Source organism: Pseudarthrobacter sp. NKDBFgelt, from assembly GCF_046097905.1.
In the GTDB taxonomy this organism is placed as follows: Bacteria; Actinomycetota; Actinomycetes; order Actinomycetales; family Micrococcaceae; genus Arthrobacter; species Arthrobacter polychromogenes.
In genome coordinates this window covers 14,500-38,018 of sequence record NZ_JBJURL010000043.1, presented here as the reverse complement: position 1 = coordinate 38,018, position 23,519 = coordinate 14,500, and the positions used below count along the sequence as shown (strand labels likewise).

Genomic DNA, 23,519 nt, shown 5'->3' with positions numbered 1-23,519 from the left:
GCTGCCGCGTACCGGCGCGACCCGCACTCGGTGGCAAAACGCGCCAGCCATGCGGTGAACGACCGAACCGTGACCCTTCGCCCGGCGCCGGACACCATGGCCCGCCTGACCGCTCTGCTGCCCGTCGCCCAGGGGGTGGCCGTCTACGCGGCCCTGACCCGGCACGCGGATACGTTGCGGTCCTCTGGGGACGAACGGTCCAAGGGCCAGATCATGGCCGATCAGCTCGTTGAGAACGTTACCGGCACCCCTGGCGGGGTCGCCGGCATCGAGGTGCAGCTGGTCATGACCGACCGCACCCTGTTCCAGGGCGACAGCGAACCAGCCAAGCTCTCCGGCTACGGCATCGTCCCCGCCGAATGGGCCAGGAAAGCAGTCCGCACCGAATCAGAAGCTAACGCCGGGGAACTGAACATCTGGCTCCGCCGGCTCTACACCGCCCCCGGCACCGGTGAGCTGCTCGCCATGGACTCCAAGGCCCGGCTCTTCCCGCCCGGGCTCCGGCGGTTCCTCCAGGTCCGCGACGACACCTGCCGCACCCCCTACTGCGACGCGCCCATCCGCCACCACGACCACATCACCCCCTGGCACAGTGACGGCACAACCACCAGCACCAACGGCCAAGGCCTCTGCGAAGCCTGCAACCACACCAAAGAAACACCCGGCTGGACAGCCAAACCCGTACCCGGACCACGACACACGGTAGAACTAAAAACCCCCACCGGCCACACCTACCACTCCACCGCACCACCACCACCCGGCACGGGCACTCCGTCCCGCCGTCGTGATTTCCATCTGCAGCCACGAGCCCCCGGGAAACAACCGCGGCTCAAGGACCAGGGGCACCAAACAAAGCCCACCGTGCAGGTGGTTGGCCGTGCCGGCGTGGCCAGCTGAAATCGAACTTAGGGGCGGGGACTGGGGGACGGACTCGGGCCCATCATCGATGGCGGAGGAGCCGGGAACGGATTGGTGGGGTACAGCGGGGCAGCCTGAAGCATGTAGTTGGCCCACTGCGGCCCGGCAATCATGTAGCCGTCCAGGCGGGGATAGAAAGTCCCGTTGATGGTCACGTTCTGCCCTGCCCGCTTCTGTCCCTCCAGTGCGTCGCCGAAGAAGGACGCGGTGGCAATACCGGTGGTGTAGCCAACGATCCAGGTGGACCCATTGTTGTTTGAGGTGCCGGTCTTGGCCGCCACCGGGAACTTGTCATGGGTCTTGGGGTTGATCCACACGCCTGAACCCCTGACGAGCACATCCTGCAGCACATTGTTGACTCCACGGGCCACGTCCGGCTTCACAGCGTCACGGCACTCCGCGGGCTGGGCGGGAAGATTGCCCCCGGCCGCATCCTTGACGTCCACCAGGGCGATGGGTGTGCAGTAGCGGCCGTCATTGGCAAACGTGGCAAAGGCGTTGGCCAGGTGAAGGGGAGCCACGCCGATAGCGCCGAGAAGGTTGCCCAACTGATGCATGTTGACCGGCGCTCCATCGAGTCCGCTGTGCAGCCCCACCGCGTCCACCATCTCCTGGATACCGCAGAAATCCAGCTGCGCGGCCGTGGCGAACGTGGCGGTGTTGATCGAGTTGTACAGCCCGTAATTGATGGGCATCTTCCGGTAGAAGCCCTCCTCGGCGTTCTGGAGGTCGTCAGCTGCGCCCAGCGTAGGGTTGTTCTGCGCGGTGTTGTAGGCGCCCATCACCTTCCCGCAGCTGGACCGCCACGGGAAGTCCAGCGGATAGACGCGCCGTGAAGCATCCACCTCCGCAGTCAGGGACTTGCCCTCGTTAAGCCACTGGGCAAAGGTGAACGGCTTCATGGTGGACCCGGGCTGGAAGCCGCCCGCTCCGTTGAGGTCATTTCCCTGCGGGTCCTTGGCATCCACGTTGAAGTTCAGGTGCGTGTCGAACTTCCCCGGTTCCGGCAGGAACACCGTGTTCTGGGCCATCGCCAGGATCTTGCCGGTCCCGGGCTGCACGGTGACCAGGGCGGCACCCCACCGGTCCGGGTTCGGTCCTGCCGTGCCATCCACCTGTGCCTGGGCGGCTGCCTGCAGCCTGCTGTCCAGGGTGGTGACAATGGTGAGTCCGCCGCGGTAGAGCTTCCGCTGCCGTTCTATCAGGCTGGGCCCGTACGCAGGATTGTTCAGGATGAGATGGGACACGTAGTCGCAGAAGTAGGGCGCCATGGCCGCGTAGGCGCAGCCCTGCCGTTCCGGACTGATCTTCAGTTCAATCGGCGTGGCCACGGCTTCATCGTGCTGAGCCTGCGTGATCCTGCCCTGGAGCAGCATCTCCGAAAGCACCTGGTCCCGGCGGACGATTGATTTGTCCGGGTTGATCGCAGGGTTGTAGAACGTGGGGCTGTTGACGAGCCCGGCCAGCAGCGCAGCCTGCGGAATGGTGAGGTCCTTGGCGGTGGTGCTGAAGAAGTAGCGCGACGCCGCCTCGATGCCGTAGGCGTCGCTGTTGAAGAAGACGATGTTCAGGTAGCCCTCAAGGATCTGCTCCTTGGTGAACTCCTTTTCCAGCGCAATGGCCAGCTTCATCTCCCGCAGCTTGTCACCAACGTCCTTCTGTCCGGAGAGGATCACCTCGTCCGGCCTGTCCTGCGACAAGCGCGCTTCGTTGATCACGTTGGTGACGTACTGCTGCGTGATGGTTGAGGCACCCTGCTGGCCACCCTGCGTCAGGTTGGACACCACGGCCCGCACGATCCCCTGGGGATCGATGCCCGCGTGTTCGTAGAACCTGCTGTCCTCGATGGCAATGATCGCGTCCTTGATGTGGGGAGACATCTGGTCCAGCGGAATCCTGACGCGGTTCTCGGCAAAGAAGGTGGCGATTGGCTGGCCGTCGGCGGTGAGGACTTTGGTGGATTGCGACGGCGGCTGGACAGTGAGTTCCTCGGGCAGGCTGTCGAAGAAACCAATGGAATTACTGACGCCGAATCCCGCTGCCGCCACCGCCGGAACCACCAGGCTGGCGGCCAGGACCCCGCACATGGCACTCGCCGCCAGGAACCCCAGGAACCTTCCCAGGGCAGCGCCGAAACCGCTTCTGCGCTTCCTTTTCTTCGCCATCATTCAGCCCTCGAGCTTGGAGGTCTCAAAAGACTACGCCCGTCCAACGGCACTTTGAGGTGCCGAAAGGTCATGATTTGATCACACTCACGATCTTGACCAGGCGATAGTTAACGACATATCGTTAACTATCGCCGAAGAGGTCGATGAATTATCCTGTGAAAGGACGATGCCACGATGAAAGGCATACACGAAGAGAAATTTCCCGGCGCTGAATTCCGAAACGAGCCATTCGGGCGGGGCAGGGGCCGCAGGGGGCCGCATGGACACCGCGGGGGTGGCTTTGGTTCTGGTTTTGGGCCGGGGTTTGGGCCCGGTTCCGGACCCGGTTTTGGATCAGGGTTCGGTCCGGGGTTCGGCCGTGGCTCACGGCGGGCCAGCAGGGGGGATGTCCGGGCAGCAATCCTCTCGCTCCTGGCCGAGTCACCCTCCAACGGTTACGGACTGATCAAGACGATTGCCGAAAGAACGGAGGGCGCGTGGCGGCCCAGCCCCGGGTCTATTTACCCCACGCTGCAGCAACTCGTCGACGAGGACCTGATCTCAGCCCTCAGCGAGGGCCGCGGGACGGAGTTCACGCTCACGGACCGGGGCCGGGCCTATGTGGCCGAGCACGGTGAGGAAATGGACAATGCCTGGAATGCCGGGCCGGACAACTCCGACCGCGAGTTCCATCAGAGCATCGGCAAGCTGATGGGAGCCATCCACCAGTTCCGCGGTGGTGTTAGCGAGGAGCAGCGCGCCGCAGCCATCGAAAAAATGGATGAGACCCGGCGGGCGCTGTACAAGATCCTGGCTGACTAATCGCGGCGGTTGCAACCCGGCTTCCCGGCCATAACCGCCGCGCCGGTCAAGCGAAGGAGTTTTCCTTAACGCGCGTGGCGCTCTTGCTGGGCCGGTCGGCGGCATCTGCCATCTCTGCTGCGGGGGAGTGGGAAACGGGATGCTGCGGATTGAATCCCGCGCCAATTTCACCGAAGGCATAGGCGCTCTCAGCGTGTTCAGCAAGGTCCACTCCAGCGGTTTCCGCCTCAAGGCTGACCCTGAAGCCGATGGTCGTGTTGATGGCGCGGCCAATGACAAAGGTTCCGGCGCCGGAGAGCAGCAGGGTGATCACCACAGCCGCCGTCTGGGCAATCAGCTGTTGCGCACCACCGCCGTAGAGGAGTCCGCCGCCCTGGCCATCCACGGGAAGGGCGATGAAGCCGAGCGCAAGGGTGCCGATGAGTCCGGCGCCGAGGTGCACGCCCACAACGTCCAGCGAATCGTCCAGGCCGAAGCGGTACTTTAGGTCAACGAACACGGCGCAGGCAGCTCCGGCCACGAAGCCCAGGCCGACAGCGGCCACCGGGCTGATGTTGGCGCAGGACGGCGTTATGGCCACGAGCCCGGCAACCACACCCGAGGCGGCACCGAGTGACGTGGGATGACCATGGCGGATCTTTTCGGTGACCAGCCAGCTCAGCATCGCCGCGGCGGGAGTCACCAGGGTGTTCACCCAGATCAGGCCTGCCTGCTCAGCAGTTGTTGCCGCGCCGCCATTGAAGCCGAACCAGCCGAACCACAGGATGGCGGCACCCAGCATGATGAAGGGAATGTTGTGCGGACGGTGGTTGGGGTCCTTGGCGAAGCCGTGGCGCTGCCCCACGATCAGGGCCAGGACCAGGGCTGCGGTCCCGGAGCTGATCTCCACCACTGCGCCGCCGGCGAAGTCGATGACCTGGCCGAACACGGCGGTGACTGCCCCGCCGGCGCTCATCAGACCCCCGCCCCAGACCATGTACGCGAGCGGGCAGTAGACCACCGTGATCCAGAGCGGTACGAACAGTGCCCAGGCGCCGAACTTTGCGCGGTCGGCAATCGCGCCGCTGATCAGCGCCACCGTGATGATCGCAAACGTGGCGCTGTAGCCGGCTTTGATCAGGTCGGGGGAGCCCATCAGGTTCTGCAAGCCGAAGTTGGCGAAGGGGTTGCCGAAGATGCCCAGCACGCCGTCGCCCGTTGTCATGGAGTAGCCCCACAGGACCCACACCACGCCCACGATCCCGGCGGAGATGAAGCTCATCATGATCATGTTGAGGGCGGCCTTGGCGCGGGTCATGCCGCCGTAGAAGAGGCCCAGTCCGGGCGTCATCAGCAAAACCATCGCGGCTGAAATCATCAACCAGACATGTTGGGCAGAAATATCCACCTGCGGGTCCCTTCGCGTTGCGCCAGCGGGGCGCTCTTTGCCGGCCCTCGCACTTCCCCCGGCCTCTATGTTTGTCCTCCGGTGTTTCCGGAAAGGCGCGCAAAAGTTGCGGCTGCGTTACGCAATCAGCCCTTGCATGAAGTTCACGCGTCGATCATGTTTCAAGCGTGTTAACCGGCGCCCTCCATACGGAGGTGCCCTTGCGGCAAAAAGCCCCAGGCCGGCGCAACGGCGCGGGACGGACAGCGCGGAAGGTGAGGACCGTCGTCGTCCGCGATGAACTGGCAGGTTTCCTGCGCGTAACCGGCGGCTCACCCTCCCGGGACGGCAGCGAAGGGGTCAGAAGTGCCGTGCGTTGGCCAGCACCGGAAGTTTGCTGCGCACCTCATCCACAACGGACGGGTCGATATCGACGACGGCGAGTTCCGGCCTGCCGCCCAGCGCCACCACGGCGGAGCCCAGGGGATCGATCACCGCGCTGTGCCCTATGCCCGTAGGCGCGCTCCCTGCAGGACCTGCGCCGATGGTTTCCGGGTCCCCCTGGCCGCAGGCCACCACGAACGTGGTGCTGTCCAGGGCGCGTGCCCGCACCAGGAGGTCCCACTGCTCAGCCTTGCCCTCACCGGCACCCCAGGACGCGCACACGATGTTGACCTGCGCCCCGGCCCGGGCGTTGGCAGTGAAGAGGGCCGGGAAACGGACGTCGTAGCAGGTGGCAAGGCCGAAGACCGTGCCCTTGAGCTCAAAGGTCACCGGAGTTTCACCCGCGTCAACGGTCTTCGATTCTGTAAAGCCGAAAGCGTCGAAGAGGTGGACCTTGTCGTAGGAGGTATCGACGCCGGGGCCCGTCACCAGCAGCGTGTTGCGGACCCGGCCGTCCTTCCCGGGCGTGAACATGCCGGCCACGATCGCAATGCCAAGGTCCCGCGCAACGGCCCGGACTTCGCCGGCCCAGGGGCCGTCCAGTGGCTCTGCGACATCGCGGAGGGAGTGGCCGAAGGCGCGCATGGCGGCTTCAGGGAAAACCACCAGTTCCGCACCGGCGGCTTTCGCCTGCGCAGCGTAATCCCGGATCAGTCCCAGGTTTTCTGCGGGGTCCGCACTGCTGATGATCTGGGCGACAGCCAGACGCATGGACGCTCCAATCTGTGGGGCCGCTACTGTTTGTAGCCTTCTACTTCGCTGACGGGCCGGGCTTCGGCATCGTTGGGGTTCTCACCGGAGTCCGACTTGGCCCGCCGCTGCCGCAGCAGGTCCCAGCACTGGTCCAGGCTTTCCTCCACCTGCTTCAGCCGCGCCTTGTCCGGCACCTGCCCGTCCCCGGAAGCCTCCCGCAGTGAGTGCTCCTCCTCAACGAGGGCCTGGATGCGCGTCAAAATATCCTGATCGTTCATGGCTTCCCCTTACTCCCCGGACCGGTTACCCCAGCGTACGCCTGTACCATCTGAATCATGCCCACTGTGCTTGATATGGCAGGTCCAATCCTGGAAATGCTGACCTGGATGTGCCTGCCCGCCGGGCTCGCACTGCTCTTCTACACAGGCTTCCTCCGCCGCTTCGTTCATCCGTGGGCTGTGGCTGAAGCGGTGGTGTACTCCGACAGCACGGGCGTGGGCTTCCGCTGGTTCGACCGCAAGTACCAGGTGCACCACGCCCCCATGTCACCCCACGACATCAGGGAGCTGGCCGTGGGCGAAACCCTCCCTATCTACTACCACCCCAAGCGCCCCACCCAGTGGCAGACCGCTGCGCCGGAAGAGGCAGGCAGGACCGCATCAGTACTGGGCCGGTGCCTGACGGGCATCGGCGCCGTGGCGTTCCTTGCCGGCTTTGTCCTGCCGATGTTCTAGCCACGGCCGCTCTATCCAATGAGCACCACGCCAATGCCGAGGGCACCCAGCAGCACCCCGGCGAAAGCCGTCCACAGCACGGCGGTGATATCGGCGTCGTGCATTTCCTCGCGGATGCCGTGCGAGCTCACGCTGTAGCGGCGCCGCTGCGTGAAGTAGATGCCGGCGGCCGTTCCGGCCGACACCGTGAACAGGAGCAGGATGGGCAGGCCATGCTGCGGCAGCCAGCGCAGGAAAATCGCGCTGACTGTCACCAGGGCCAGCATGGTCCTGCCCCACGCAAGAGTGGTCCGTTCAGGCTGCAGGCCGGGATCCCCATGCAGTGGCGCGGGACCGGGGGATGGTGCCACGGGTCAGGGCCAGAGAATGAAGATCAGGACGACGGCGGCCGCCAGGGCGCCGGCGGCGGCCAGCAGCGGCACGATGAGCGGCAGCGGCAGCGGCGCCTTGTTGCGCATGCTGCGTTCCACCCGGAGCCACCGGACAGCGGAGCCGGCGCTCAACAGCATGCCGAGCAGAAGCAGGACCACCGCCAGGCCCTTTCGGACCGGTTCCAGGAAGAGATCCGAGGTGAAGGCCTCAATGGCGATTCCGCCGGCCAGCAGCGCGAGGGAGGTGCGGATCCAGGCAAGGAACGTGCGCTCATTGGCCAAGGTGAAACGCGGGTCCGGTTCCTCCCCGCCAGGCAGCAGGCGTTCGGCGATTTTCCCGCGCGACGGCGGAACGGGGGCGCTGGCGGGCTGCTCGCGGTTGGTCACGGAGCCAGTTTAGCTACGCGGCTGGGTGCATCCTCTGCTCCACTGTCCGCCGCTGCGCTGTGCCCTGGTCGGCGCTAGGCCCCGCTGCGAGGGGCGAACATGATCACGGCCACGCCCAGCAGGCAGATCAGTGAACCCGTGATGTCCCAGCGGTCCGGCCGGAAACCGTCAAAGACCATTCCCCAGGCAAGCGACCCGGCCACAAACACCCCGCCGTATGCCGCCAGGATCCGGCCAAAGTGAGCGTCCGGCTGGAACGTGGCCACGAAGCCGTAGGCCCCCAGGGCGATGACGCCCAAGCCGGCCCACCACCAGTCCTTTCCTTCACGCACTGACTGCCACACCAGCCATGCGCCGCCAATTTCCGCCGCAGCAGCCAGGACAAACAGCACCACGGTCTTGGCGATGCTCACAGCTTCATCAGGGATACCCACGACGCCATCATGCCAGCCGGATTCACAAGGGGGCGGGAATGCCGGGGGCCGGGCCAGGGTTGGGCCGTGTATGGAGCGCATCGGATTTCTCTCATTTGGCCATTGGGGTCCCGGGCAGGGCTCCCGCACCAGGACCGCCGGTGATGCCCTCCTCCAGGCCATCGACCTGTCGGTGGCCGCGGAGGAGCTCGGGCTGGACGGAGCATTTTTCCGGGTGCACCACTTCGCCCGGCAGCAGGCCTCGCCATTCCCGCTTCTGTCCGCCATCGCCGCGCGCACCACCAGGATCGAGATCGGCACAGGCGTCATCGACATGCGGTACGAAAACCCGCTCTACATGGCCGAGGAAGCCGCGGCCGCGGACCTGATCAGCGGCGGCCGGCTGCAGCTCGGCATCAGCCGCGGGTCACCCGAGCCCACCCGCCAGGGGGCGGCAGCATTCGGGTACGTGCCCGGCCCCGGAGAAACGGAAGCGGATATGGCCCGCCGGCACACCGCCCTCTTCCGGAAGGCAATCACCGGCGCGGGGGTTGCGGAAGCGGACCCACGGTACGCAGGCGGAGCCGTGGGGCTGCTGCCCGTCCAGCCACAGTCGCCCGGGCTCGCCGAGCGAATCTGGTGGGGAGCCGGAACCCGGAAGACGGCGGTCTGGGCCGCGGAACTGGGCATGAACCTGATGAGCTCCACGCTGCTGACCGAGGACACCGGCGTGCCCTTCCACGAACTCCAGGCCGAGCAGATCCAGCTGTTCAGGGACGCTTGGGCTGCAGCGGGCCACGAGCACACACCACGGGTATCGGTCAGCCGCAGTGTCCTGCCCATCGTGGATGAGGAAGACAGCCGCTTCTTTGCCGGTGCCGCCCTTCGGGACGGCCGGGACCAGGTGGGCATTATCGACGGACTGACTGCCAGGTTCGGGAAGAGCTACGCCGGCGCCCCGGACGTCCTGGCGGAGCAATTGGCTGCGGACACCGCCGTCCAGGCGGCTGACACCCTCCTGTTGACCGTGCCCAACCAGTTGGGCGTTGACTTCAACGCGAAGCTGCTGGGCAATATCGTCCGGCATATCGCGCCTGCGCTGGGATGGAGCCCGGGCTCCTGAACAGGCACAACGCCCCTTGGACGGTAAAAAATTCTCCCCTGCGGGCCCTGTCCGCGATATACTAAGCAGGCTTATTGAACCATTACGGAACTTTCCGCGTTGCCGAACCGTTACTCTTAGAGTGCGGCTTGGGGGCTTAGCGCCATTACTACAGCGTGACTGCGGAACGGTCATATGACGGAGAGAGAGAAATATGGCTCGCGCCGCTCTAGGCTTAATCCCATGATCCGGTTACGTCAGCTGGCCCAGGCGGCCACTGTCCTCACCACGCCCCTGTCGCCGGAGGACATCCTAGCCCTGTTCAATCCCGTCTACTCTGCGCGCCAGCTTCGTGGCGTGGTCACCCGCGTGGTGCAGGAGACGGCACAGTCAGCAACTATCTTCTTCCGGCCCGGCCGCGGCTGGCACTCGCACCTGGCAGGCCAGTGGGCACGCATCGGCGTCGAGCTGGACGGCGTCCGCCATTGGCGGTCGTATTCCCTCAGCACGCCTGCCGGCAAGGACCCCGCCATCACGGTCACTGATGTTGGGGCGGTGTCCGGCACCCTGGTGCGGACCACCAAGCCGGGCGACGTCCTGTTCCTGGCTCCTCCGCAGGGCGATTTCGTGCTTCCGGAGCACCCCCGCCCCCTGCTGATGGTCACCGCGGGCAGTGGCATCACGCCCGTCATGTCCATGATCCGCACCCTTGTCCCGCGTCGTCCGGATGCCGACGTCGTGCTGGTCCACTCGGCCCGCACCCCCGGCGACAGCCTCTTCCGCGAGGAACTCGCGGAGCTGGCGGACCAGTTCCCGAACTTCCGCCTCGCCCACTGGTTCACCGGCGAGCAGGGCCGCATGGACCTCACCAACACCTCCCAGCTGGACGAGATTTGTCCCGACTGGAAGGAACGCGCGGCTTATGCCTGTGGTCCGGACAGCTTCCTGGACGACGCCGAGGCGCTGTGGAAGCGCGCGGCGCTCACCACGGCAGCGCCGGGTTCCGATGTTGCTGTCGCAGGCAGTGCCGGCAACCTCATGATCGAGCGCTTCAACACCACCTTCGACGCCGGAGTGGGGCACGACGGCGGGCTGGTCACCTTTGAGGCCTCCGACCGTGAGGTGGAGGCCGACGGCGACACCCCCATCCTGGACGTGGGGGAGGACGCTGGGGTACTGATGCCCAGCGGTTGCCGGATGGGCATCTGCCACAGCTGCCTGACCCCACTCCTGTCCGGGCAGGTGAGGGACCTCCGCACCGGCGAAGTCCACGGCGAACCCGGCCAACTGATCCAAACGTGTGTCTCGGCAGCCGCCGGACCCGTCAACCTCGAAATCTGAGGAGCATCACGGTATGACTGTAGTAACACCGAGCAAAACCACACCCGCCGAAGGCAAGCCGACCGGAGGGTCAAGGACGCGCCCCGGAAAGCTCGCCGAGTCCGGCAGCCCCACCGTCCGGCCGCCGGCCGCCGCCCACCTGAGTGATGAGCAGGTGGCGGAACTGGGGCGTGAACTCGACGCCATTCGCGACGAGATCCTGGCCAAACGCGGTTCAGCCGACGCCGCCTACATCCGCCGGGTAATCAAGATCCAGCGTGGCCTGGAAATCTCCGGCCGTGCCGCCCTGCTGGTCAGCAAGAACAAGGCTGCCTGGGTTACCGGAACCACGCTGCTGAGCCTGGCCAAGATCCTGGAAAACATGGAAATCGGGCACAACGTCCTGCATGGCCAGTGGGACTGGATGCGGGACCCGGATATCCACTCCACTACCTGGGAGTGGGACTTCGTCACGCCGTCGCGCTCGTGGCAGCACACCCACAATGACCTCCACCACCGCTGGACCAACGTGGTGGGCAAGGACAACGACGTCGGATACAACCTCCTGCGGATGGACGAACAGCAGCCGTGGAAGCCCATCAACCTGGCCAACCCGGTGTTCAACGCCATCCTGGCGCCGCTCTTCGAGTGGGGCATCGCCATCTACGACCTTGAGCTCACGGAGTTCAAGGAAGGCAAGAAGTCCAAGGAAGCGCTGCTCAAGGACCTCAAGGCCCTCGGCAAGAAGGTTGTCACCCAGTTCACCAAGGACTACGCCGCGACCCCCGCCGTCGCCATGCTGACCGGCTCCGGAAAGCAGGCGCTATACGGGACCCTGACGGCCAATGCCGTGCGCAACGTCTGGGCCCACGCAGTGATCTTCTGCGGCCACTTCCCCGAAGGCACTGACACCTTCACGGAGGAAATGGCGGAGGGCGAAACCCGCGGCGACTGGTACATCCGCCAGATGATCGGCTCCGCCAACATCTCCGGGTCCAAACTCATGCACATCATGACCGGTAATCTCTCGCACCAGATTGAGCACCACCTCTTCCCGGACCTGCCCTCCAACCGGTACGCCGAGGTGGCGCCCAAGGTCCGTGAGATCTGCCAGCGCTACGGTTTGAAGTACACCACCGGGCCGCTGCTGAAGCAGGTCGGATCCACCTGGGGCAAGATCTTCAAGCTGGCACTGCCCGGCAAGACGGCCACGGCTTAACAACCGCACCGCCTGTCCAAAGCACTGAAGGCACCTCCGGCTCCGGGATTATCCCCGGGACCGGAGGTGCTTTTCTGTCCCCACCGACGCTCTCTCACTTAACGCAACGTTTCCCCTGACGCTCTCTCACTCCCTGCAGGTTCCAGGCGGACGCTCTCTCACTCCCTGCAGGTTTCCGGCAGACGCTCTCTCACTTTCCCTGGACCCCTCTCGTGCACCCGGGGCAGGCGCATAATTGATTCCACAGCCGCGGCGCCCAATGGAGGAATCATGCGGATTCTCGGAGCACTCATCGTTATCTGGCTCATCATTGGCGGCGTGGCCGCCTGGCAGCGCGGCTATTTCGGCGCCGCGCCCGACAACTGCGCGGAGGCCGGAACCATTGCCGTCACCATCGCTGCCGGCCCCCTGAACTACATGGGAGCAAATCCCCAGATTTCCTGCGAACTTCCGCAACCCTCCCCGTAGCAGGGCCGGCCCGGCAACCAACTCACGCGGGGAAGACTGGACGGGGCGGTGGACCGCCCTAGAGTAGGTACTGCGCGGCCGCGGCTCCTTCGGCGGCCGCACCGAACCCACAGTCTCGAAAGGACCCGCCGCGATGGCCTTCATCACCGTTGGAACCGAAAACAGCACTGATATCGAGCTCTACTACGAAGACCACGGCTCCGGCCAGCCCGTCGTCCTGATCCACGGCTACCCCCTGGACGGATCCTCCTGGGAAAAGCAGACCGCTGCGCTCCTTGACGCCGGCTACCGTGTCATCACCTACGACCGGCGCGGCTTCGGGAAATCCAGCAAGACCACCGAGGGATACGACTACGACACCTTCGCCGCCGACCTCAACACCATACTGACAACTCTGGACCTGACCGACGTCGTTCTGGTGGGCTTCTCCATGGGCACCGGCGAGGTGGGCCGTTACCTGGGCACCTACGGCTCCTCCCGGGTTGCGCGGGCAGCCTTCCTCGGCTCCTTGGAACCGTTCCTGCTCAAGACTGACGACAACCCGGACGGCGTCCCGCAGGAGGTTTTCGATGGGCTGAAGGAGGCCGTCACTGCGGACCGGTATGCCTTCTTCACCGAATTCTTCAAGAACTTCTACAACTCGGACACGTTCCTGGGCACGCCCCGACTCAGCCAGGAGGCCGTCAACGCCAGCTGGAGCCTGGCCGCGGGTGCTGGCGCCACTGCATCAGTGGCGGCCCAGCCCACGTGGCTCACGGACTTCCGGGATGACATCCCCAAGATCGACGTCCCCGCGCTTATCCTCCACGGCACCGCGGACAATATCCTGCCCATCGACTCCACCGGCCGGCTGTTCGCCAAGGCACTGCCCAGCGCCGACTATGTGGAAATCGAAGGTGCCCCGCACGGCCTGCTGTGGACGCATGCCCCCGAAGTGAACGAAGCACTCCTGCGCTTCCTCGCCAAGTAGCCGCTGCCCTCCCCGCACGTCCAGCACACGTAAAACGTCCGGCGGCGGCATGACTGCCGCCGCCGGACGTGAGTGAGCGTTGGGGGAAACGTTGCGTTACGTGAGAGAGCGTTGGGGGAAACGTTGCGTTAGGTGATAGAGGATTGGGGGCTACCAGCGGGGGCCGCCGCCGCCTCCGCCGGGGCCCTGCGCTGCGGTGTATTCTCCGGCGGTGACCGTACCCAGTTCCGTGGCGCCGTCGAGCGACCCTTCACCGATGCCCGCGCTGACCGTTGCCGTCCCGCCGGTGTAAATGGTGTATTCCTGGCCGTCGCTGATGGCCGCGGAGGAGAACACCAGTGACGCTGCGGCCTTGGTGGTGACGAAGGCTGCCACCACGTTGCCGGAGGAATCGGCAATCTGGACTACCGTGCCGGCGGGAACGGAGGATTCCAGGGTCACCTGCACGCCGGACTGCGTGGAGGAGGCTCCCGGTGTGACAGCCATGCCCGCGCTGCCGGCAGCGGCCACGGTTCCGCCCGTGACGGCCAGCTCACCGTTGACGTCCAGCGCCCCGTTGCCGTTGTTGGTGGGCCCATTGACGACGACGGTGCCGCCGGAGATGCTGGCGTTGCCGTTGGAGTCCAGGCCGTCGCCTTCGGCGTTGATGGTGAGCAGGCCGCCGCTGATGTTCACGGTGTAGTCGCCCACGGCCATCTCCCCGCCACCCATGCCACCGCCCATTCCGCTGCCCATTCCGCCTGCGGCGGTGGTGCTGGAACTTGTGCTGCCGCCTGAGGCGTTCACGCCGTCGTCGTTGGCGGTGACGGTGGCGGTGCCGCCGGTCATGATGATGTGCTGGGCTTCGAGGCCTTCCTCCGATTCCTCCACGGTGGTGGTGCCGGCAGCGATAGTGAGCGTGTTGAAGGCCTTGATCCCGTCGTCTCCGGCGTTGACGTTCAGGGTGCCGCCGTTGACCAGGACCCAGCCGCGGCCCTCGTCCTCCTCGTTGTCGGACTTGAAGCCATCGTCGCCCGCTGTCACCTGGTAGGCGCCGTCCAGGAGCACCGCATAGTCCTTGCCGACGATGCCGTCGTCCGCAGCGTCCACCGTCACGTTGCCGGCGGCCAGGACCAGGCCATCCTTCGAGGAGATGCCGTCGTTGAAGTTGCCGTCTACGGTGAGGGACCCGGGCCCGGCAATCGTGAGGTCGGCCATGGAGTACACGGCGGCGTTGGGGGCGTCCGTGCCCTGGTCGGCGTAGGTTGAGGCGTCGCTGAGGAAGTTGGTGGTTCCGTCAGCGAGGTAGACGATCGCCTCGTTCGCGCTCTCCACCACAAACGGGGAACCCGTGGAGTTGGTGATGTCTGCCCCGTCGAGGATGATGCGGACCACGTCTTCTTCACCGGCAGCCACCACCACCTGCCCGTCGGACAGTGAGCCGCTGAGGCGGTAGGTGCCGGCGGCGGTGATGGTGACGGTGCCGCCGTCGATCTTTACGGCGGACGACGACGTGCCGCCGGCGGCAGTGCTGGTACCGTCCGCCAGCGTCACGGCTACTTCGGCGGCGGCCTCCCAGGTGAGGTCGTCGGCGTCGTAGTGGGTGTCTTCTGCGAGGGCGTCCAACGAGACGGCCTCGGCAGTGCCGGTGGAGGCAGTGGAGGCGGCAGTGCCCGCGCTGGTGGTGGAGGCCGAACTGCTGACGGCCGAGACCCCGGTGGGCGTCGTGCCGCCCACCGAGCAGCCCGCCAGGCCGAGGGCGAGGGCGAGCGCGGTGACGGACAGGTGTGTGCGGAAGCGTTTCATGGTTTTCCTTCAGGTGATTGCGTTGGGGAGATATGGGGGTCAGGCTGCGGGCCGGAGGGAGAGGCTGCGGCGCAGCGTCCGGTTCCAGCGGTTTGCGGGCAGGTCCGGGCACAGGGCGGCCATGCCGGTGGCGAATTTTGAGATCCGGGAGGGGCGGACGCCGTGGGCCCACAGATGCCGGTCCAGCGGCCCGGCCGTGGAGCCCGACTTGGTCTCCAGGATCACCGCATCATCGAGCACCCAAGCAGCCCGGCCGGGACGCTGCCAGGTCACGTCCGTGTCGATGGTGGCGCGGCTCCCGGACTCCGGCAGGTAGAGCGTGGTCCGGTGGTAGCGGGTTTCCAGGACCGGGCGGAGACGGCCTGGGGGCACTGAACCCACAGCCGCGGTGAGCGTTTCGCGGACGTACTCCAGGCCTTCGGCCGTGAGCCGGGCACGGTCCTCGGGGAGGTACGGGATGCGTTCCTTGACCGTCGCTTCCCGGGCGCCTTCGGTCTTCACCTCCAGGAAGCTCACCGCGCTGTCCACGTAGGTCCGGGTGCGGATCTTGTACCGGCGCCGGCGGCCGTGGGCTGCCAACAGGTAACTGTCCAGGCCGGCGGTGTCGAAGTAGACGGAGTCGTAGGCGAAGCTGCGGGAGCCGTCCATCTCCAGGACGCGGACGTCGGCGCGGAACGTGGCGAGGAGCTGGCCCGCAAGCCGGGCCGGGACCACGTACTTGCGGTCCACCCGGGTCTGCAGTGCGGCTTCGGAGTTGAGCTCCTCCAGCCCAACGGACCGGAGGGAATGAAGGTTGCTCACGACGGCGGCCGTTGCGGGGCTGTTCACGCGGCACCTGCCGGGGTTGTAAGGCGGGCGATGGCTGGTTCTCCGGGGGCAGGTTCAATGAGTGCAGGTTCAGCGGGGGCATATTCTGCGTGCCGCGGCGCCGGCGTGGTCACGTCCGAAAGGTATGCCGGTGCAGGGAAGGCTGTGGGGGAGTAGGCGTACCGGACATCCACGATGGTCTTGTCGTTCACCAGGTCCAGTTCCTGGATGGTGGCGGAGTGGACCTTGCCGTGGAGGACCTCTTCCAGCCGGGCGTAGAGTTCGCCGTCCTCGGCAATGGCGCGGTCCAGGACAACGGTCTGGTGGCGGTGGGCCGGCAGGACCCGCGGGTGGTCACCCACGAACATCACCAGCAGGATCAGGGCCATCAGGGAACCGGTCAGCCAGAGGGGCTCAATCCCCAGGCCGGCAATCAGGCCAAGGGCCAGGGCTGAGAAGTAGTAGGCCACCTCGTGCTGGGCCAGCTCGGTGGAACGGAGCCGGATGATGGACAGGACCCCGAACAGGCCCAGTCCCAGGCCAAGCCCGGCGGCGGAACCCGAGAGCGCTGTGGCCACGGCCAGGACGCCCACGTTCATGCCCAGGTAGGACACCACCAGGTCGCGGCGGCGGTGGCGGCGGAGGTACAGGGCGAAGGTCAGGATGCTGATGGCTGCCAGGTCGGCGAGGATGAAAATAAGGGGGTTCATGGGATTCTCCGGGATGTTTTCGGTGGGCTGGTATTCACGATGCCCGGCCAAACTGTGCGGGTGCTGTGACGGAACCTAGCCGGGTATGTGAGTGCTGGCTGACGGTTCGCTGGGACCGTTAGGCGCGGTTTTGCCGGCTGCTTTTCCGCGAGCTTGTGCCGTGAAGAGGAAGCGCTGCTGCACCACAAAGCTGATGCCCAGCAGGATGACCTCGGCCAGGATCTTGGCGGGAAGTGCCAGCAGCCCGGCCCCTTCCAGGGCCCAGATGAGGCCGAAGTTGGCGGCAAGCAGCAGGGCGGCAAGGCTGAAGTAGCGGACGCCGGTGGTGCCGGCCGGCCTGTCCCTGCCGTGGTCGAAGACGATGCGCCGGTTCACCATGAAGTTCACGGCGGAACTCACAGCCCGGGCGCCCAGCACAGCCAGGAGCAGGGAATCGACCAGCAGCGTGAGCAGCACGAACAGCACGGTGTCCACCAGGAACGCCGTGAAGGACGAGGCCAGGAACTTCAGCAGCGGGGCGTAGATCCGCACCGAGTCGGCCAGCGGCCGGAAGTGGGAACCGGAGTTGTGGTCCAGGTACACCGTGGCGATGTCCACCGAACGGATGGCGTAGCCGGCATTACGGGCTTCCAGCAGAAGGTTCATCTCGTATTCGTACCGGTCGCCGCGGACGGACCGGAGCCAGGGGATCATGGCGGCGGGGTAGCCGCGGAGGCCGGTCTGGGTATCGGGAATGCGCTCGCCGGTGGCCAGCGTGAAGAGCAGCTTCGTTGCGGTGTTGCCGAACCGGCTGCGCGCCGGGACGTCGCCGGTGAACTTCCGGCTGCCCAGCACCATCGTGGACCAGCCCTGTCCAGCCCGGTTCTCCTGCAGGGCATGGGCTACCCGGAGGATGTCCGCCGTCCGGTGCTGGCCGTCGCTGTCGGCGCACACCACGTCATGGCCGGGCAGGTTGTCCGCAATGAAGCCCAGTCCGGACTTGAGGGCGAAGCCCTTTCCCCTGTTGCGCCCGTAACTGATGACATGGCACCCAAGGTCCCTGACGGCGTCGAACACGTTCCGGTACTCCTGGCCGCTGCCGTCATCCACCACCACGATCGCCACGCTTGGCTTGGCGGTGCGGAGGGAGCGGATCAGGGCGGGAAGCTGCAGGTCCGGCTCGTAGGCCGGGATCAGGATGATCATGGCCGGACCTACTGCGCGATGTAGAGGATGTCGGAGGTGCCGCGTTCCTTGTTTTCACCCAGCGGGTCGTTGACCAGTTCGCCGTTGAAGTACATGGTGGACGAGCCGCCGCCGTCGATGTTGTACGCCGTGGTGGCGCCCAGGCCCTGCATGATCTCGGCCAGGCCGGTCATGGTGACGCCGGCGCTGTAGCCTGGGCTGCGGCCATCCACCACCACGAACACCAGGTGGTTCTCATCGATGATGCCGACGGCGGTGCGCGGCTGCTCGCCCTGGATGGAGTGGTTGCCGAAGTTGGTGTCCACCTCCACGTCCTCGATTCCGGAAGCCACCTCTCCGTTGTCCAGCAGGGACGGGCCGAAGGACAGGGTGTTCCAGACGCCCTCGGCGACCAGTTGCCCGGCCGTGGTGGTGGCTTCGTCATAAACCTTGACGGTGCCGTTGCGGTAGAACGCCAGGCCCTGCCGCGCGCCCTCGTCGCGGAACACCACGCCGTTGCGGATCACGATGCCTGTGTCCCGGAAGCCGTAATAATCGCCGTTAACGGCGAAAACTGCGTTGTTGGCCCCGGCAATGGCCGAGGTGGTTTCGGTGATGTTCTCGCCGAAGCTGTCGTTGGCGAAGGCGGACTGGAGGGTGGTGGCGTCATCGAGCACGACGTCGGCAACGTAGTACGCGACGGTGGTGTCGCCGCTGCCGGTGGTCACCGTGGAGATGTTGATGTTGGAAGAGTCGGAGACGTAGGAGGTGTCCGTGGTGACGGCGATGCCGCCCGAGCCGCTGGCGGTGCCTGCCGCCGTGCCGGTGGAAGCGCTGGTGGAAGTGCCGGCAGAGCTCCCTGCAGAGCTGCCGGCCTGGCTGGCTTCGTAGGCTGAGACGTCGGCGATCTCGACGTGCTGGACCACAAACCGGTCCAGCGCCCAGGCCGTGGCGCCCCCGGCGGAAAGGGTGAGGGCCACGGCCCCGGCGATGATGGCCCGCCGGGCGCGGCCGGGTTTACGTTGTCTGGTTTGTTGCGGAGTCATGCCTCATTTCTAGGGAGGCAAGCTTGCAGGGGGATTTGCCGGATATATGAGGGGCCTGTGAAAACTAGCCGTCGTAGTGCGTGCGTGCCGGCCCTTGGCCCAGCGAATTCACCACAGCCGCGGCAACGTCATGAAGCTTGGAGTTGCGGGTGCTGGACGCCGTTTTCAGGATCTCGAAGGCGTCCTGCTGGCTGCACCTGTTCTGGGCCATGATGATGCCCACGGCCATGTCGATGACCGTCCGGGACTCCAACGTGGCGCGGAGGTTCGCCGCAGTCTCGCTGTAGTGGGCAAAGCGCACTGCCAGCCGCAGGGCCAGGGAAGTCTGGCCCACGAAGTCCTCGGCGAATTCCAGGATGCGCGGCTCGAAACGGTGTGGCCGGCGGGAGTACAGCAGCAGGGCAGCCTTCGTCCCGCCCTCCAGTTGGAAGGGCAGCGCGAGGACGGAACGGATGCCCTGGGCGAGCACGGCCGAGGAGTATTCGGGCCAGCGGCCGTCGTCGCGGGCATCTGGGACGTGAATGCTCTCCTGGGCGGCGGACGCCGTCAGGCTCGGCGTTTCGCTGAACTCGTACTCGAGGTGCGCAATGGCCTTCGCATCCGGGCTGCTGCTCGCAACGGTCGCGGCCTTGCGTTGCCGCAGGAGGGTGATGGCGCACATGATCTCATCGCCGGGCTCGGAAAGGTTACGTGCGGACACCTGTGCCAGTTCGTTGAGGAAGTCCTCAACATCAGAGCTGTTGAGGACCAGTTCATGCAGGTGCCCGGTAATGGATGTATCAGTTTTTGATGTTGACTCGCTGGCCACGGTTTTTTTGGTGCCATTCGCTCAGGACAACCCGGCAACTTCCAGCATCCCCCCGGCGGTGCGGGCAGGCTGTGAAGGTCGCTGGATCGAGGAACTTTCCAACGGCCTGCTGCTAAACCGATTTCCAAAAGTATATACATCCTCCGGCGGGGGACATGGTCACTTTGACACATGCGGGTGTGGGCTCTCTGGCGCCGGCCGGGGACTTACCGGCAGAATGAAGCAGGCGCCGGTGCTCCCGGCGGCAGACCCCCGAAACCGGCGGCTGGCAGGCCCCGCTGGGGCAGGAAGAGGGACAGGACATGACCAGGCTGCTCATCATCGGTCCGCCGGGCTCCGGCAAGGGAACGCAGGCAGAACACCTGGCCCGGCACTTTGGCGTCCCCACGCTCTCCACCGGAGAGATTTTCCGGACCAACGTCAACGAGGAAACGGAGCTGGGAATCCAGGCTGCCGGCTATCTCGACGACGGCGATTTTGTCCCGGACCACCTCACCAACGCGATGGTCAAGGACCGCCTTCAGGACAGCGACCTGCAGGCAGGCTTCCTGCTGGACGGCTATCCGCGCACGGCTCCGCAGGTGGCGGAGCTGGACAACATGCTCGTGTCCCAAGGGTTTGCGCTGGATGCGGTCATTGAGCTGACCGCCCCCGACGCCGTCCTGGAACAGCGGATGCTCCGGCGTGCCGCGGAGCAGGGCCGCACGGATGACACCGTGGACGTGTTCCGGCGCCGCCTGGATCTCTACCACCGCGAGACGCATGAAGTAGTCTCGGTCTACGCCGGCCGTGGGATGCTCGTTTCCGTGGACGGCAGCGGAGATCCCGGCGACATCACCGAACTGGCGATCGCCGCCGTCGAAAAGTTCCTGGCTTCCCCGCGCCCCGGCGCCTGAACCGGCGCAAGCCACCAACGTAAAGGACAACCTGATGAGAATTGCGGTCACCGGCGGTAGCGGAAAACTTGGACGGCACGTGGTCCGCAGGCTCACGGAGGACGGCCACCAGGTCCTCAACCTGGACCGCGAAGGCAGCCGCAGTCCCGGCCTGGTTGTGGTGGACCTGCGGAACTACGGCCAGGTCCTGGACGTGCTGCTGGGGGTGGATGACCGGCATGACGGTTTTGACGCCGTGGTACACCTCGGTGCCATCCCCGCCCCGGGCATCATTCCCGACGCCGCCACCTTCGAAAACAACATGCTGTCCACCTACAACGTCTTCCAGGCAGCGCGCCGTGCGGGCATCAAGAAGGTGGTGTACGCCTCCAGCGAGACGGTGCTGGGACTTCCGTTCGACGTCGACCCGCCCTACATCCCTGTGGACGAGGAGTACCCGGCGCGGCCGGAAAGCACCTACTCCCTGGTGAAGCACCTGGAAGAGCAGATGGCCGCTGAACTGACGCGCTGGGACCCGGAACTGAGCATCGTGGGGCTGCGGTTCTCCAACGTCATGGACGTGGAGGACTACGAAAAGTTCCCTTCCTTCGACTCCGACGCAACCCTCCGGAAATGGAACCTGTGGGGCTACATCGACGGCCGTGACGGGGCCCAGGCGGTGGTCCGCGCCCTCGACAACGGTAAGCCGGGATTCGAGGCGTTCATCATCGCCAACGCGGATACCGTCATGGGCCGGTCAAGTGCCAGCCTGGCCGCGGAAGTGTTCCCCGGCGTCAAGGTGGTCAAGGAGTTGGGCGAACACGAAACCATGCTGTCCATCGACAAGGCACGCCGGCTGCTCGGCTTTGAGCCCGAGCACACCTGGCGGGACCACTGGCAGGACCCCGCAGGCGGCTCGCCACGCTAGCTGCTAGCCGGCTCTGCCGGTTTCGAGCAGGAACTCGGCGCGCCCATGCACCGCTCCGTTGACTTGCAGCTCCAGGGCGTGCAGGCCGGGGTGGTGCACCCTGGTGGTCATCTGCCTGAAAGCATGGCGTTTGGAGAGGCTCCGCGTCTCACCCGGAGCAAGGGTGAGCGTTGACACTTTGAAAACCTTGGCGGACTGGCTGCCATTGGCCTTGCGGTAGTGGACCAGATAATCCACTGCCAGGCGCGCATCGCGCGTGCCGGTATTGGCGATCTCGAAGGAGAACGTCAGCTCGCCGGGCAGGGTCAGGACCTCCCGGTCCAGGTGCGGCCCGGACACCGCCACCTGCGCCGGCGTAAAACCGAGCAGCTCCAGTGCCTCCGGATGGCCCTTCTTGATGAGCGTGCGGAGACCATGCCGCACCACCCATCCCGTGTTGCCGTCAGCTGCGGACAGCCACTCCTTCGCCGTGGCCACCACGGGGCCGGGTGCGTGCCGGGCAAGGTCATTGAGGTGATTGGCCACGGACCGCCGCACGTACTCCGAGGGGTCCCGATACAGCGCGGTGAGGACGGGGAGGGTGGCTTCGGGCCGCTCCACGAGGCCGGGCACACGCACCGCCCACGGCAGGTAGGGGCGGGTTCCCTCACTCGCCAGGCGGCGGACGTGCTCATCCGGGTGGGACGTCCACTCCAGGGCGGCGGCCAGTGCCCGGTCCAGGTTGTGGCGCAGCAGGCGGCGGACGGCAAATTCGCTGGTGAGCCGGGGCGTCAGTTCCGCCAGCAGGGCCAAGGCGTCGTCAAAGTCCTCCCCGGCGCCGGAATCAACGGCAAGGGCGGCAGCAGCCTCTGACACCGGCCACAGGATCCAGCCCGTGAACTCCGGAAACCGCAGTGCTGCACGGAAGCTGCCCGCAGCCGTCGGATATCCCGCCCCGGGAACGCCCCGGATGTCCTCCTGCAGCGCCTCGGCCACAAGATCAGTCCTGGCGCGCAGGTTCAGGTCCCCCAGCAGGGAGGCGGTGGCGCGTGTCCGGGCCCACCGCACAACGGGAGCGGCCTCCGTGAGGATGGCCGCGGCAGAATGAACGGCGGCAGCGTCAATCAGTTCGTTCATCGCACCCATGGAGTCAGGCTACCGCCAGTGCGGAACGCGATACTCTTCCCCTAGGAAAATCTCAACGGAGCAGGGACGGGCATCACAGTGGGACATCAGGATTCAGCAGGCTCCGGAACCACCAGCCGGAGCCACAGCAGGTGGCGGGCCTTCCACGACAAGTTCGTGGTGGAGGAGCGCTACATGGACCCCGCCGACCGGCGCGGGCTGTACCGGGCGGCCATCATCCTGGTGGTGGCGGGGGTTGCGCTGTTCATAGCCACGCTGGTCAGTGTGCTGCAGGCCGATGGCCTCTCGGCGGCAGATGTGCCGGTCCGCGACTGGCTCCTGGAAATGAGGTCCGACGCCGGCACGGCCTTCATGATTTTTCTCGCCGTGGTCTTCGGTCCTGTCGCCCTGCCCATCATTGTCCTGGTGGTCATCCTGTGGTGGGGCTTCGCCGCCAAGCACGCCTGGCGCCCCATCCTGCTGGCGTCGGCGATGGTCACCGGCGTCATCATTTCCCAGATCATCCTGCGGATCGTCCAGCGCTCGCGGCCGCCAGTGGAGCAGATGCTGTTCGGGATCGACCATACGTTTTCGTTCCCGTCGGGGCATGTCCTGGGGGCATGCGACTTCCTCCTGGTTGGTGCCTTCCTGGTGTTCTCCCGGCACAGCAACACCAAAGCGGCCGTTCTCGGTTTCGTGGGAGCGGGGATCGGCATTGTGCTTGCCGCCCTGAGCAGGCTGTACCTGGGGTACCACTGGCTCAGCGACGCCCTCGCTTCATTGTCCCTCTCCCTCATCATCCTGGGCGGGGTCATTGCCCTGGACACGTGGCGCACCGCCCGTGTTCCCGGGGAGCGGATCACCGGTGAAATGTCCAAGGCGGACTTGCCCCAGGATTGACTGGCTCCGGAACTGAAC

The 23,519-nt window shown here is 65.8% G+C and carries 25 protein-coding genes; 11 read left to right on the top strand and 14 right to left on the bottom strand.

The window, feature by feature from the left end; all coding sequences use genetic code 11:
* A partial coding sequence (locus ACKAE7_RS12820; protein ID WP_408979388.1) for a DUF222 domain-containing protein occupies nucleotides 1-897 on the top strand: 897 nt, incomplete at its 5' end.
* A gap of 8 nt (nucleotides 898-905) precedes the next feature.
* Here the strand turns inward: ACKAE7_RS12820 and ACKAE7_RS12815 are convergent.
* Nucleotides 906-3,083: a transglycosylase domain-containing protein gene (locus tag ACKAE7_RS12815; RefSeq protein ID WP_408979387.1), complete on the bottom strand. Its 2,178-nt coding sequence runs from the start codon at nucleotides 3,081-3,083 to the stop codon at nucleotides 906-908.
* Between the two features lie 177 nt (nucleotides 3,084-3,260).
* Between ACKAE7_RS12815 and ACKAE7_RS12810 the strand changes: the two genes are divergently transcribed.
* Nucleotides 3,261-3,887: a PadR family transcriptional regulator gene (locus tag ACKAE7_RS12810; protein WP_188812965.1), complete on the top strand. Its 627-nt coding sequence runs from the start codon at nucleotides 3,261-3,263 to the stop codon at nucleotides 3,885-3,887.
* Nucleotides 3,888-3,933: 46 nt separating this feature from the next.
* On the opposite strand, the gene ACKAE7_RS12805 is transcribed toward ACKAE7_RS12810, so the two are convergent.
* From ACKAE7_RS12805 to ACKAE7_RS12795, 3 genes are all read right to left on the bottom strand, one after another.
* Nucleotides 3,934-5,244: an ammonium transporter gene (locus tag ACKAE7_RS12805; protein WP_408979389.1), complete on the bottom strand. Its 1,311-nt coding sequence runs from the start codon at nucleotides 5,242-5,244 to the stop codon at nucleotides 3,934-3,936.
* Between the two features lie 369 nt (nucleotides 5,245-5,613).
* Nucleotides 5,614-6,408, bottom strand: coding sequence for a carbon-nitrogen hydrolase family protein (locus ACKAE7_RS12800; RefSeq protein WP_408979386.1), 795 nt, complete (start codon nucleotides 6,406-6,408; stop codon nucleotides 5,614-5,616).
* Nucleotides 6,409-6,431: 23 nt separating this feature from the next.
* Complete coding sequence (locus ACKAE7_RS12795) at nucleotides 6,432-6,668, bottom strand: DUF2630 family protein (RefSeq protein ID WP_104189493.1); 237 nt, start codon at nucleotides 6,666-6,668, stop codon at nucleotides 6,432-6,434.
* A 57-nt stretch (nucleotides 6,669-6,725) separates the two neighbouring features.
* Here ACKAE7_RS12795 and ACKAE7_RS12790 point away from each other — a divergent pair, with 57 nt between their 5' ends.
* Nucleotides 6,726-7,124: a hypothetical protein gene (locus ACKAE7_RS12790; protein WP_400620133.1), complete on the top strand. Its 399-nt coding sequence runs from the start codon at nucleotides 6,726-6,728 to the stop codon at nucleotides 7,122-7,124.
* 11 nt (nucleotides 7,125-7,135) lie between these two features.
* Here ACKAE7_RS12790 and ACKAE7_RS12785 read toward each other — a convergent pair whose 3' ends face one another.
* The 3 genes from ACKAE7_RS12785 to ACKAE7_RS12775 form a co-directional block, all read right to left on the bottom strand.
* A complete protein-coding gene (locus ACKAE7_RS12785) occupies nucleotides 7,136-7,474 on the bottom strand; it encodes a DUF202 domain-containing protein (protein WP_191036333.1) in 339 nt (112 codons plus the stop codon).
* 3 nt (nucleotides 7,475-7,477) lie between these two features.
* The gene (locus tag ACKAE7_RS12780; protein ID WP_104189497.1) at nucleotides 7,478-7,882 is read right to left on the bottom strand and encodes a YidH family protein; all 405 of its coding nucleotides are present in this window, start codon (nucleotides 7,880-7,882) and stop codon (nucleotides 7,478-7,480) included.
* A 74-nt stretch (nucleotides 7,883-7,956) separates the two neighbouring features.
* Nucleotides 7,957-8,295: a YnfA family protein gene (locus ACKAE7_RS12775; protein WP_188813053.1), complete on the bottom strand. Its 339-nt coding sequence runs from the start codon at nucleotides 8,293-8,295 to the stop codon at nucleotides 7,957-7,959.
* A 91-nt stretch (nucleotides 8,296-8,386) separates the two neighbouring features.
* Here ACKAE7_RS12775 and ACKAE7_RS12770 point away from each other — a divergent pair, with 91 nt between their 5' ends.
* The 5 genes from ACKAE7_RS12770 to ACKAE7_RS12750 all read left to right on the top strand — a co-directional run bounded on the left by ACKAE7_RS12770 (nucleotide 8,387) and on the right by ACKAE7_RS12750 (nucleotide 13,374).
* Nucleotides 8,387-9,418 carry an LLM class flavin-dependent oxidoreductase gene (locus tag ACKAE7_RS12770; protein ID WP_408979385.1) on the top strand — a complete coding sequence of 344 codons (1,032 nt, stop codon included), beginning with the start codon at nucleotides 8,387-8,389 and terminating at the stop codon, nucleotides 9,416-9,418.
* Between the two features lie 222 nt (nucleotides 9,419-9,640).
* A complete protein-coding gene (locus ACKAE7_RS12765; protein ID WP_188812974.1) occupies nucleotides 9,641-10,738 on the top strand; it encodes a ferredoxin reductase in 1,098 nt (365 codons plus the stop codon).
* Between the two features lie 13 nt (nucleotides 10,739-10,751).
* Nucleotides 10,752-11,936 (top strand): acyl-CoA desaturase, encoded by a 1,185-nt coding sequence (locus ACKAE7_RS12760; protein ID WP_188812976.1) that lies wholly within the window; start codon nucleotides 10,752-10,754, stop codon nucleotides 11,934-11,936.
* A gap of 270 nt (nucleotides 11,937-12,206) precedes the next feature.
* On the top strand, nucleotides 12,207-12,404 hold the full coding sequence (locus ACKAE7_RS12755) for a hypothetical protein (RefSeq protein ID WP_190614227.1): 198 nt from the start codon (nucleotides 12,207-12,209) through the stop codon (nucleotides 12,402-12,404).
* 133 nt (nucleotides 12,405-12,537) lie between these two features.
* On the top strand, nucleotides 12,538-13,374 hold the full coding sequence (locus tag ACKAE7_RS12750; RefSeq protein ID WP_188812978.1) for an alpha/beta fold hydrolase: 837 nt from the start codon (nucleotides 12,538-12,540) through the stop codon (nucleotides 13,372-13,374).
* Nucleotides 13,375-13,524: 150 nt separating this feature from the next.
* Here the strand turns inward: ACKAE7_RS12750 and ACKAE7_RS12745 are convergent, their stop codons facing one another.
* The 6 genes from ACKAE7_RS12745 to ACKAE7_RS12720 form a co-directional block, all read right to left on the bottom strand.
* Nucleotides 13,525-15,159 carry a carbohydrate-binding domain-containing protein gene (locus ACKAE7_RS12745; protein WP_408979384.1) on the bottom strand — a complete coding sequence of 545 codons (1,635 nt, stop codon included), beginning with the start codon at nucleotides 15,157-15,159 and terminating at the stop codon, nucleotides 13,525-13,527.
* 39 nt (nucleotides 15,160-15,198) lie between these two features.
* On the bottom strand, nucleotides 15,199-15,987 hold the full coding sequence (locus ACKAE7_RS12740; RefSeq protein ID WP_408979383.1) for a polyphosphate polymerase domain-containing protein: 789 nt from the start codon (nucleotides 15,985-15,987) through the stop codon (nucleotides 15,199-15,201).
* The gene (locus ACKAE7_RS12735) at nucleotides 15,984-16,676 is read right to left on the bottom strand and encodes a DUF4956 domain-containing protein (protein ID WP_408979382.1); all 693 of its coding nucleotides are present in this window, start codon (nucleotides 16,674-16,676) and stop codon (nucleotides 15,984-15,986) included. Before ACKAE7_RS12735 ends, ACKAE7_RS12740 begins: the two co-directional genes overlap by 4 nt.
* Nucleotides 16,677-16,751: 75 nt before the next feature.
* On the bottom strand, nucleotides 16,752-17,861 hold the full coding sequence (locus ACKAE7_RS12730; RefSeq protein ID WP_408979381.1) for a GtrA family protein: 1,110 nt from the start codon (nucleotides 17,859-17,861) through the stop codon (nucleotides 16,752-16,754).
* Nucleotides 17,862-17,869: 8 nt separating this feature from the next.
* The gene (locus tag ACKAE7_RS12725) at nucleotides 17,870-18,886 is read right to left on the bottom strand and encodes a phosphodiester glycosidase family protein (RefSeq protein WP_408979380.1); all 1,017 of its coding nucleotides are present in this window, start codon (nucleotides 18,884-18,886) and stop codon (nucleotides 17,870-17,872) included.
* Nucleotides 18,887-18,950: 64 nt separating this feature from the next.
* Nucleotides 18,951-19,694, bottom strand: coding sequence for a GAF and ANTAR domain-containing protein (locus ACKAE7_RS12720; protein ID WP_408979379.1), 744 nt, complete (start codon nucleotides 19,692-19,694; stop codon nucleotides 18,951-18,953).
* Nucleotides 19,695-19,996: 302 nt separating this feature from the next.
* On the opposite strand from ACKAE7_RS12720, the gene ACKAE7_RS12715 reads away from it, so the two are divergent.
* Together ACKAE7_RS12715 and ACKAE7_RS12710 are read left to right on the top strand one after the other, a co-directional pair.
* Nucleotides 19,997-20,590, top strand: coding sequence for an adenylate kinase (locus ACKAE7_RS12715; RefSeq protein WP_408979378.1), 594 nt, complete (start codon nucleotides 19,997-19,999; stop codon nucleotides 20,588-20,590).
* 34 nt (nucleotides 20,591-20,624) lie between these two features.
* Entirely contained in the window at nucleotides 20,625-21,497 is an 873-nt protein-coding gene (locus ACKAE7_RS12710) for an NAD(P)-dependent oxidoreductase (protein ID WP_191036421.1), read from the top strand.
* A 3-nt stretch (nucleotides 21,498-21,500) separates the two neighbouring features.
* Here ACKAE7_RS12710 and ACKAE7_RS12705 read toward each other — a convergent pair whose 3' ends face one another.
* On the bottom strand, nucleotides 21,501-22,622 hold the full coding sequence (locus ACKAE7_RS12705; protein WP_408979377.1) for a DNA alkylation repair protein: 1,122 nt from the start codon (nucleotides 22,620-22,622) through the stop codon (nucleotides 21,501-21,503).
* Between the two features lie 78 nt (nucleotides 22,623-22,700).
* On the opposite strand from ACKAE7_RS12705, the gene ACKAE7_RS12700 reads away from it, so the two are divergent.
* Entirely contained in the window at nucleotides 22,701-23,501 is an 801-nt protein-coding gene (locus ACKAE7_RS12700) for a phosphatase PAP2 family protein (RefSeq protein ID WP_408979376.1), read from the top strand.
* The last annotated feature ends 18 nt before the right edge of the window (nucleotides 23,502-23,519 follow it).